A 9,556-nucleotide genomic window follows, 5' to 3' on the forward strand; every position below is an offset into this window, starting at 1 on the left:
CGTCGAGGCCGCGCGCAACGGCTCGGTGACGGGCATGCGCGTCGGTGTCGTCAAGCAGTTCTCGGGCGAGGGCTACCAGGCCGGTGTCGTCCAGCGCTTCAACGAGTCCGTCGAGCTGCTGAAGTCGCTCGGCGCCACCGTCGTCGAGCTGGACTGCCCCTCCTTCGACCTCGCGCTGTCGGCGTACTACCTCATCGCGCCGTCCGAGTGCTCCTCCAACCTGGCCCGCTTCGACGCCATGCGCTACGGCCTGCGGGTCGGCGACGACGGCACCCGCTCGGCCGAGGACGTCACCGCCCTCACCCGCGAGGCCGGCTTCGGCGACGAGGTCAAGCGCCGCGTCATTCTCGGTACGTACGCGCTCAGCTCCGGCTACTACGACGCGTACTACGGGTCGGCCCAGAAGGTCCGCACCCTCATCACCCAGGACTTCGAGAAGGCGTTCGAGCAGGTGGACGTCATCGTCTCCCCGACGACGCCCACCACCGCCTTCCCGATCGGCGAGCGCGCCGACGACCCGATGGCGATGTACCTCGCGGACCTGTGCACCATTCCGACCAACCTCGCCGGCAACTCCGCCATGTCGCTGCCCTGCGGCCTGGCCCCCGAGGACGGCCTGCCGGTCGGACTGCAGATCATCGCCCCCGCCATGAAGGACGACCGGCTGTACAAGGTCGGAGCCGCCGTCGAGGCCGCCTTCGTGGAAAGGTGGGGGCACCCGCTGCTCGAGGAGGCCCCGTCACTATGAGCGCCATGGCTAAGAAGGCCAAGAACTTCAAGAAGTCCAAGTCCGGCGTCTACCTGTCGCTCGGCACCACCGCCTTCGGCGCGCTGAGCGTCGTCAAGCAGGCGAAGACGGCCCGCCAGGAGAACGACACGCTGCGGCTCATCGACGCCGCCGTGTCCGCCGCCGCGATCGTGACCGGCATGGCGATCCTCTACCGCGAACTCAAGCGTCTCGGCGACGACGACGTCCTGCTGGGCTGAGAGGGAAAGTTTCACCGTGACTGTCATCGACCTGGAGTCGTACGAGGACGCCCTCGCGACGTACGACCCCGTCATGGGCCTCGAGGTCCATGTGGAGCTCGGTACCAAGACCAAGATGTTCTGCGGCTGCTCCACGGAGCTCAAGCAGGACGCCAACTCGCAGACGTGCCCGGTCTGCCTCGGCCTGCCGGGCGCGCTGCCGGTGGTCAACGAGATCGGCGTCGAGTCCGCGATCAAGATCGGCCTCGCGCTGAACTGCCAGATCGCCGAGTGGTGCCGCTTCGCCCGGAAGAACTACTTCTATCCGGACATGCCGAAGAACTTCCAGACGTCCCAGTACGACGAGCCGATCGCCTTCGACGGCTACCTGGACGTACAGCTGGAGGACGGCGAGATCTTCCGCGTGGAGATCGAGCGCGCCCACATGGAGGAGGACACCGGCAAGTCGACGCACGTCGGCGGAGCCACCGGCCGCATCCACGGCGCGTCCCACTCGCTGCTCGACTACAACCGCGCGGGCATCCCGCTCATCGAGATCGTCACCAAGCCGATCGAGGGAGCCGGCGCACGGGCCCCCGAGGTCGCCAAGGCGTACGTCGCCGAGCTCCGCGAGCTCATCAAGGCGCTCGGCGTCTCGGAGGCCCGGATGGAGATGGGCCAGATGCGCTGCGACGTGAACCTGTCGCTGCGCCCCAACGGCACCGAGAAGTTCGGTACGCGCTCCGAGACGAAGAACGTCAACTCGCTGCGTTCCGTCGAGCGTGCCGCCCGCTTCGAGATCCAGCGCCACGCCGCGGTGCTGAACTCCGGCGGGACGATCGTGCAGGAGACCCGGCACTTCCACGAGGAGGACGGCTCCACCACGGCCGGCCGCATCAAGGACAACGCCGAGGACTACCGTTACTTCCCCGAGCCCGACCTCGTGCCGGTCGCGCCGTCCCGTGAGTGGGTCGAGGAGCTCCGCAAGGGGCTGCCCGAGCTTCCCCGGCTGCGCCGCAAGCGGCTGAAGGAGGAGTGGGGGGTCAACGAGCACGACATGCAGTCCATCCTCAACGCCGGGGCGGTCGACCTGATCGTCGCCACGACGGACGCGGGCGCCCCCTCCGACCAGGCCCGCAAGTGGTGGATGGGCGAGCTCGCCCGTAACGCCAACGAGACCGGCCGCAGCCTCGACGAGCTGCCGATCACCCCGGCGCAGGTCGCCCGGGTGGCCGCGCTCGTCGCCGCCGGCGACCTCAACGACAAGCTGGCCCGCCAGGTCATCGAGGGTGTCCTCGCGGGCGAGGGCGACCCGGACACCGTCGTCGAGAAGCGCGGCCTGAAGGTCGTCTCGGACGAGGGCGCCCTGTCCACGGCCGTGGACGAGGCCATCGCGGGCAACGCGGCCATCGCGGACAAGATCCGTGGCGGCAAGGTCGCGGCGGCGGGCGCGCTCGTCGGCGCGGTCATGAAGGCCACCCGCGGCCAGGCGGACGCGGCACGCGTACGCGAGCTGATCCTGGAGAAGCTCGGCGTCGAGGGCTGATCCCGCCGGGCCCCTGGGGGCGGCGTACCCGTGGTCCGGGTGCGCCGCCCCTTTCTCCGTGCTTGGACTTTCCGCAGCGGCCTGTTGGACGTTCATCGTCAGGACGTGCGACGGTCTTCCGGCAGCCACCCGGCGTGGCTAGTTTCCCGCCGTAGGAACGCAATCGGGAGGCTCACTTGACCACGGACATGTCACGGCGGCGGCTCTTCGCGCTCGGTGGCGGCGCGCTCGGCGCCGCGGCGGCGGGATCGTTCCTGCCCCCGTCGCTCCAGGCGGCGATCGCCGCCCAGCCCGCCGCCGGACCCGGCGACGGGCTGGACGCCGTCGACCACGTGGTGATCCTCATGCAGGAGAACCGTTCCTTCGACCACTACTTCGGCACCCTGCGCGGAGTACGCGGATTCGGCGACCGCAACGCGATCGAGCTCCCCTCCGGCAAGCCGGTCTTCGCGCAGCCGGGGCCGCCGGGAACCACCGTGCTGCCGTTCCCGGTGCGCGAGGCCGCGAAGACGCAGCAGAAGGACCTGCAGTACGTCGGAGCCCTCGACCACTCCTGGAGCGGTGGCGCCAAGGCGTGGGCCGGGGGCTGGATGAACGGCTGGATCACCGCCAAGACGGCCGCGACGATGGCGTACTACGACCGCCGCGACATCCCGCTGCACTATGAACTCGCCGACACCTTCACCGTCTGCGACGCCTACCACTCCTCGATCCACTCCTCCACCAGCCCGAACCGCAACCACCTCTGGAGCGGGAAGACGGGCGACGAGCCGAACGGCGAGCGGGCCGTGGGCAACGACGCGTACGACGAGGGCACCCACCCGGGGTACGACTGGGGCACCTACGCGGAACGCCTGGAGAAGGCCGGGCGGAGCTGGAAGACGTACACCGAGTGGGAGAACTTCACCGACAACCAGATCGAGTTCTTCGCCACCTTCAAGGCCGTCGCCCGCAAGGCGCTGGCCAGGACCGGCGGACACACCTACATGGAGTCCTTCTACGCCACCGTGCGCGAGGCGGACGGGCCGAAGGAGCGGGAGCGCCTGCTCGCGCTCCTGGACGAGGGCGTCGCCGCACTCACGACGGCGGAGCGCAGCCTGTTCGAACGGGGGCTGCGCCGCGTCGAGTCGGGGACGCTCGCCGACGCGTTCGCCGAGGACGTGGCGGCGGGGACGCTGCCCGAGGTCTCCTACCTGGTCCCGTCTGCGGTGGACTCCGAGCACCCGAGCGTCTCCTCGCCGGTGCACAGCGCGACGGTCGTCTACAAGGTCCTGGACGCCCTAGGCCGGCACCCCGACGTCTGGCGGCGCACCGTCCTCCTCATCAACTACGACGAGAACGACGGCTTCTTCGACCACGTGCCGCCGCCGGTCGCGCCCGCAGAGGTGGCCGAGGAGCAGTGGGAGGGCAAGCCCACCGGGCTCGGTGTACGGGTGCCGCTGCTGGTGGTCTCCCCGTGGACGGTCGGCGGGTACGTCTGCTCGGAGGTCTTCGACCACACCTCCGTGATCCGCCTCCTGGAGCGCTGGACGGGGGTGAAGGAGCCCAACATCAGTGCTTGGCGGCGCCAGGTCACCGGCGACCTCACCTCGGCCTTCGACTTCACCCGGGCACGGCGGCAGCCCAGGACGGCGCGCCCCGCCGCGATCCCGCCGATGAGCGGGCGCTGGCGGCCCGAACCGCCGGCCGACCAGCGGATGCCCGTCCAGGAACCGGGCACCCGCCCGGCCAGGCCGCTGCCGTACCAGCCGGACGCCCAGGCGAGGCGCGTGGACGGGGAGCTGCGGGTGCTGCTCAGCAACACCGGCCGGTCCTCCGCGCACTTCGCGCTCTACCCGTACGCGGACGAGTTCCCCGCCCCGCAGCACCGGGACGTCCGGGGCACCGCACAGTGGAGGGTGCCGCTGACCGGCGGCGGCTACCGCTTCACGGTCACCGGGCCGAACGGCTTCCGGCGGGAGTTCGAGGGAACCGCCGGAGGCGGCGCCGAGCTCTCCTCCCGCATCGACGCCGACGAACGCGACCTCCACCTCACGCTGCGCAACGACGGCAGGCGGACGCTGAACTTCACCGTGCGGCCGCTGGGGTACGTCGACGGGGGCGACCTGCGGGACCGGACCCGGAGGGTCGAGGTGAAGCCGGGGCGCAGCCGTACGGTCGTGTACCCGGCGGCCGGCGAACACGGCTGGTACGACCTCGTGGTGACGGCCGAGGGCTCCTTCCGGCGCCGGCTGATGGGGCACATCGAGAACGGCCGGGCGAGCGTCTCGGGTTGATGAGCGGGCCCGTCGCAGCCGGAGGCGGCAGGGTGTGACCATGGCCACGAAACGGACAAACGATCTCAATTGGCTGAGAGAGTGACGGTCTCAGGTCATGCGGCCTCTGCGGGACGTCGCCCTCGTGCTCCCGGCAGGGTCCACGAACCCGCAGGGAGCACGTCCGTTGGCCGCCATCGCACGCTGGTGCCTCGCGCACCGCCTCGCCACCGTCCTGATCTGGCTGTTCGCCCTCGGCGGCACCGCCACCGCGGCGGTGTCCGCCGGTTCCGTCTACTCGGACGCGTACGACGTGCCGGGCACCGAGGCGGGCCGGGCGGGCGACCTCCTGAAGGAGGGGTTCACCCAGCTGGGAGGGGACGGCGACACCGTCGTCTGGCACACCGACGGGGCGTCCGTACGCGCCGCCGACGTCGAACGGACGATGACCCGGACGCTGCACGCCATCGACGCGCTGCCCGGCATCGGAGCCGTCACCAGCCCCTACACGGCCGCGGGCGAGGGGCAGATCAGCGCCGACGGCCGCACCGCCTACGCCACGGTCACCTTCGACCAGCGGGTGGAGGACATCCCCCGGGCCCGGGCCGAGGCGCTCGTCGACACCGCGAAGGCGGCCGAGCGGGACGGGCTCCAGGTCGAACTCGGGGGCAACGCCGTCGCCCTGACCGAGGCGCCCGCGCTGCACCTCAGCGAGATCATCGGGGTCGCCGTCGCCGCCGTCGTGCTCTTCCTGGCCTTCGGCTCGCTCGCCGCCAGCCTGCTGCCCATCGCCACCGCCCTCGTCTCCGTCGGCACGGCCTACGCCGGCATCGTGCTCCTCGGCCACGTGATGCAGGTCGCCGACTTCGCACCCATGCTGGGCATGCTCGTCGGGCTGGGCGTCGGCATCGACTACGCCCTCTTCGTCGTCACCCGGCACCGGCGGGGACTGCGCCGCGGCCTGTCCGTCCACGAGGCCGCGCACGACGCCGTCGCCACCACCGGCCGGGCCGTCGTCTTCGCCGGAGCCACCGTCTGCGTCTCCCTGCTGGGCATGCTGGTCCTGCGGCTCGGCTTCCTCAACGGGGTCGCGATCGCCGCCTCGCTCACCGTGCTGCTGACCGTCGCCGCCTCCGTGACCCTGCTGCCCGCCCTGCTCTCCTTCATCGGCACCCGGGCGCTGAGCCGGCGCGAACGCCGTCGGCTCGCCGAATCGGGACCCTGGTCGGACGGCCCCACCGGCTTCGCGGCGCGCTGGTCCTCCTTCGTCGAACGGCGCCCCAAGCTGCTGGGCGTGGTCGCCGCCGCCGTGATGGCCGTCCTCGCCCTGCCCGCCCTCGGGCTCCACCTGGGCACCGCCGACCAGGGCAACGGTCCCGCCACGGCCACCACCCGGCAGGCGTACGACCTGCTGGCCGACGGTTTCGGGCCCGGCGTCAACGGACCGCTCACCGTCGCCGCCCGGCTCGACGGGGCCGACGACCGGCTCGCCCTCGACGCCCTGCCCGGCGTGCTGCGGGGCACCGACGGCATCGCCGCGGTGAGCCCCGTGACGTACAGCAACAGCGGCGACACGGCGTTCGTCACCGTGCTGCCCAAGACGGCGCCGCAGGACCGGCGCACCAGCGAACTCGTCGACCGGCTGCGTGAGGACGTGCTGCCGCCGGTGCGCGAGAACACCTCGCTCGAACTCCGGGTGGGCGGGGTGACGGCCGGGTACGACGACTTCGCCGACGTCATCGTCGGCAAACTGCCGCTCTTCGTCGGCGTGGTCATCGGCCTCGGCTGCCTGCTCCTCCTGCTGGCCTTCCGCTCCCTGGCCATCCCGCTCAAGGCCGCCGTCATGAACATCGCGGCCGTCGCCGCCTCCTTCGGGGTCGTCGTCGCGGTCTTCCAGTGGGGATGGGGCAGCGAACTGCTGGGCCTCGGCAGCGCCGGTCCGGTCGAGCCCTTCCTGCCCGTCATCATGGTCTCGGTCCTCTTCGGCCTCTCCATGGACTACCAGGTCTTCCTCGTCGGCCGGATGTACGAGGAGTGGCGCGAGACCGGCGACAACCGGCGGGCCGTCCGGGTCGGCCTCGCCGAGACCGGCCGGGTGATCAACTCCGCGGCGGTCATCATGATCTCCGTCTTCCTCGCCTTCGTGCTCAGCGGCGACCGCGTCATCGCGATGTTCGGCATCGCGCTCGCCGCGGCCGTGGCCCTGGACGCCTTCGTCCTGCGGACCCTGCTGGTGCCCGCCCTGATGCACCTGCTCGGCGGCGCCAACTGGTGGCTGCCCGCCCGGCTCGAACGTCTGCTGCCCCGTATCGGCATCGAGCCGCCCGAGGCCCCGGCGCCGCATGCGAAGATCCCGGGGGAGCGCGCCGACGACGAGTACCTTCCCGTCGCGTCGCGTGTCCGCTGACAGACGAGGAGGAGTCCGGTGTTCGCGATGGACCTGGGAGACGACGGGGCGCAGCTGCGCCCGCTGGAACCCTGGCAGGCGGAGGAGTTCCTCGCCCACATGGACCGGGCGCGCGACCTGGTCGACCCCTGGATCCCGTTCGCCGCGGCCGCCGCCGACCTGGACTCCGCGCGGGCGCTGCTCCAGCGGTACGCCGACAAGCAGGCGGCCGACACCGGGCGGATGTACGGGATCTGGGTCGACGGCACCCTGGTCGGCGGCGTCCTGTTCCGCATCTTCGAGGCGGCGACCGGTGTCTGCGAGATCGGCTGCTGGCTGGAGCCGGACGGCCAGGGCCGGGGGCTGGTGCACCGCGCGTCCCGCGCGCTGATGGAGTGGGCGTTCGAGGTGCGCGGGATGCACCGGGTGGAGTGGGTCGCCTCGGCCTCCAACACCCGTAGTGTCGCCGCGGCCGAGCGGCTCGGGATGACCCGGGAGGGCGTGCTGCGTGAGGCCTTCCTGCACCGCGGCGAACGGCACGACGAGGAGATCTGGGCCGTCCTGGCGAGCGAGTGGCGGGCGGGGCGTTAACCCGCGCCCTCACGCGCCCCCTGGTGTGCGCCGCACGGACTCCACCCCTTCATCCCTGTCACGGGCCATGACGGCGAAGGGAAGACACCGGTCCAGGAGAAGGCCGAGGCAGGCCTGACGCACGTGACCGGATGCCGTGGCGGCGCGCGGAGGGGCGCTGCCCTTCGGCTTCCTCTGCGTCTGCGGCGTCTACGGCGTCTGCGGCGTCTACGGTGCCGGCGGGCCCGTCGTGCCGTCCCCGTCCGGATCGTCCGGTGGGACGGCCTCCGGGCCGTCGGCCTCGCCCGGCGTGCCCGGCACGTCGGCTCCCAGGCCGTCGACCTCGTCGGGGCCGGTTCCGTCCGCGGCCGGGTCGCCGGGCCCCTCCGGCGTCCCCGGGGCGCCGGCTTCCGGGCCGTCGGCTTCTTCCGGGGTCCCCGGTACGTCTTCTCCCGGTACGTCGGCTTCCGGGTCGTCCGTCTCGGGGGTGCCGGTCCCGTCCGGTGCTGCTGGCATGTCCGCTCCTGGGTCGTCGGTCTCATGGGGTGCTCCGCGTACGCCTGCCCCTGGGGGCCGGAGTACGACCTTGCCGGAGGTGAGGTCCACGGGACCGCGCGCCGGGTCGCCGATGCCCAGGTCCTCGCGGCTCAGCTCCAGCCGCGCGCGTTCCTCCGCGGTGTGCCTGCGGCCCGGCGCGAACAGCTCCGAGAAGAAGTCGAACACCAGCCGTGCTCCCTCCGCCGTCGCGCCCGGCCGGTCGTCACCGCACCTTGAGCAGCAGGATCCGGTCGTCCCCCGGCTTCGGGGTCCCGCGTCCGTCCGTGTTGCTCGTGACCAGCCACAGTTTGTCGCCGCCCGCCGCCACCACGGTGCGCAGCCTTCCGTACTTCCCCTCCAGGAACGCCTGGGGGGCCGCCAGAGGTTCCTTGTCCGGCGTACCCGACAGCGGGACGCGCCACAGCCGCTCGCCGCGCAGGCCCGCCATCCAGATGGAGCCCTTGGCGTAGGCGATGCCGCTCGGGGAGGCTTCGGAGGTCTTCCACTGGGCCACCGGGTCGATGTACCCCTTCTCGCCCTTCTCTCCCTCGACGTCGGGCCAGCCGTAGTTCCCGCCGGGCTCGATCGCGTTGAGCTCGTCCCAGGTGTCCTGTCCGAACTCCGAGGCCCAGAGCCGCTTCCGCCCGTCCCAGGCCAGGCCCTGCACGTTGCGGTGCCCCCAGGAGTACACCACCGAGTCGGCGGACGGATTGCCGTGCACCGGTTCGCCGTCGGGCGTCATCCGGAGGATCTTGCCCGCGAGGGACTTCTCGTCCTGTGCCAGGCCGGTGTCGCCCGTCTCGCCCGTGCCCGCGTACAGCATGCGGTCGGGGCCGAAGGCGATCCGGCCGCCGTTGTGCACCGTGCCCTTCGGGATGCCCCGCAGGATCGTGTCCGGGGCGCCCAGCTGCTGCCCGGCGGGCCTCGACTCGTCGTACTGCAGGCGGGCGATGCGGTTGTCGGAGGCGGTGGTGAAGTAGGCGTACACCAGGTGGTCCGCGCCGTACGTGGGGGCGACCGCGAGGCCCAGCAGGCCGCCCTCGCCCGCCGGAGCGACCCCTGGCACGGTGCCCAGCTCCGTCTTCGCGCCGCTCTCCCCGTCGATGCGGGTGATCGTCGCGTCGTCGCGCGAGGCCACCAGCAGGTCGCCGCCTGGTAGCGGCGCGAGCCCCCAGGGGGACGCCAGCTTCTCCGTCAGCGTGGACACCACCTCCACCGACCCCTTGGCCGGAGGCAGGTCGGCGGGCGGGGAGGGGGACGCCGCGGAGGCGGAGGCGGAGGCGGCCGGGGGAGTGG

8 protein-coding genes are annotated in these 9,556 nt (G+C 72.0%); 6 read left to right on the forward strand and 2 right to left on the reverse strand.

Going from position 1 to position 9,556, the window contains the following annotated elements; genetic code table 11:
* From IH13_RS0123870 to IH13_RS0123895, 6 genes are all read left to right on the forward strand, one after another.
* A partial coding sequence (locus tag IH13_RS0123870) for an amidase family protein (RefSeq protein WP_031087685.1) occupies positions 1 to 748 on the forward strand: 748 nt, incomplete at its 5' end.
* Positions 745 to 987, forward strand: coding sequence for a hypothetical protein (locus IH13_RS0123875; protein WP_031087687.1), 243 nt, complete (start codon positions 745 to 747; stop codon positions 985 to 987). The genes IH13_RS0123870 and IH13_RS0123875, both read left to right, overlap by 4 nt.
* A gap of 16 nt (positions 988 to 1,003) precedes the next feature.
* Positions 1,004 to 2,512 carry an Asp-tRNA(Asn)/Glu-tRNA(Gln) amidotransferase subunit GatB gene (gatB, locus tag IH13_RS0123880; protein WP_031087688.1) on the forward strand — a complete coding sequence of 503 codons (1,509 nt, stop codon included), beginning with the start codon at positions 1,004 to 1,006 and terminating at the stop codon, positions 2,510 to 2,512.
* Between the two features lie 176 nt (positions 2,513 to 2,688).
* Positions 2,689 to 4,788 (forward strand): phosphocholine-specific phospholipase C, encoded by a 2,100-nt coding sequence (locus IH13_RS0123885; protein WP_031087689.1) that lies wholly within the window; start codon positions 2,689 to 2,691, stop codon positions 4,786 to 4,788.
* 166 nt (positions 4,789 to 4,954) lie between these two features.
* The gene (locus tag IH13_RS0123890) at positions 4,955 to 7,174 is read left to right on the forward strand and encodes an MMPL family transporter (protein ID WP_031087690.1); all 2,220 of its coding nucleotides are present in this window, start codon (positions 4,955 to 4,957) and stop codon (positions 7,172 to 7,174) included.
* 18 nt (positions 7,175 to 7,192) lie between these two features.
* On the forward strand, positions 7,193 to 7,744 hold the full coding sequence (locus IH13_RS0123895) for a GNAT family N-acetyltransferase (protein WP_031087691.1): 552 nt from the start codon (positions 7,193 to 7,195) through the stop codon (positions 7,742 to 7,744).
* A gap of 207 nt (positions 7,745 to 7,951) precedes the next feature.
* On the opposite strand, the gene IH13_RS46175 is transcribed toward IH13_RS0123895, so the two are convergent.
* Together IH13_RS46175 and IH13_RS0123905 are read right to left on the reverse strand one after the other, a co-directional pair.
* Positions 7,952 to 8,446: a DUF6191 domain-containing protein gene (locus IH13_RS46175; protein WP_037842190.1), complete on the reverse strand. Its 495-nt coding sequence runs from the start codon at positions 8,444 to 8,446 to the stop codon at positions 7,952 to 7,954.
* Between the two features lie 37 nt (positions 8,447 to 8,483).
* On the reverse strand, positions 8,484 to 9,556 hold a 1,073-nt coding region (locus tag IH13_RS0123905), incomplete at its 5' end, for a PQQ-dependent sugar dehydrogenase (RefSeq protein ID WP_031087693.1).

Source organism: Streptomyces sp. NRRL WC-3549 (genome assembly GCF_000721935.1).
Classification (GTDB): domain Bacteria; phylum Actinomycetota; class Actinomycetes; order Streptomycetales; family Streptomycetaceae; genus Streptomyces.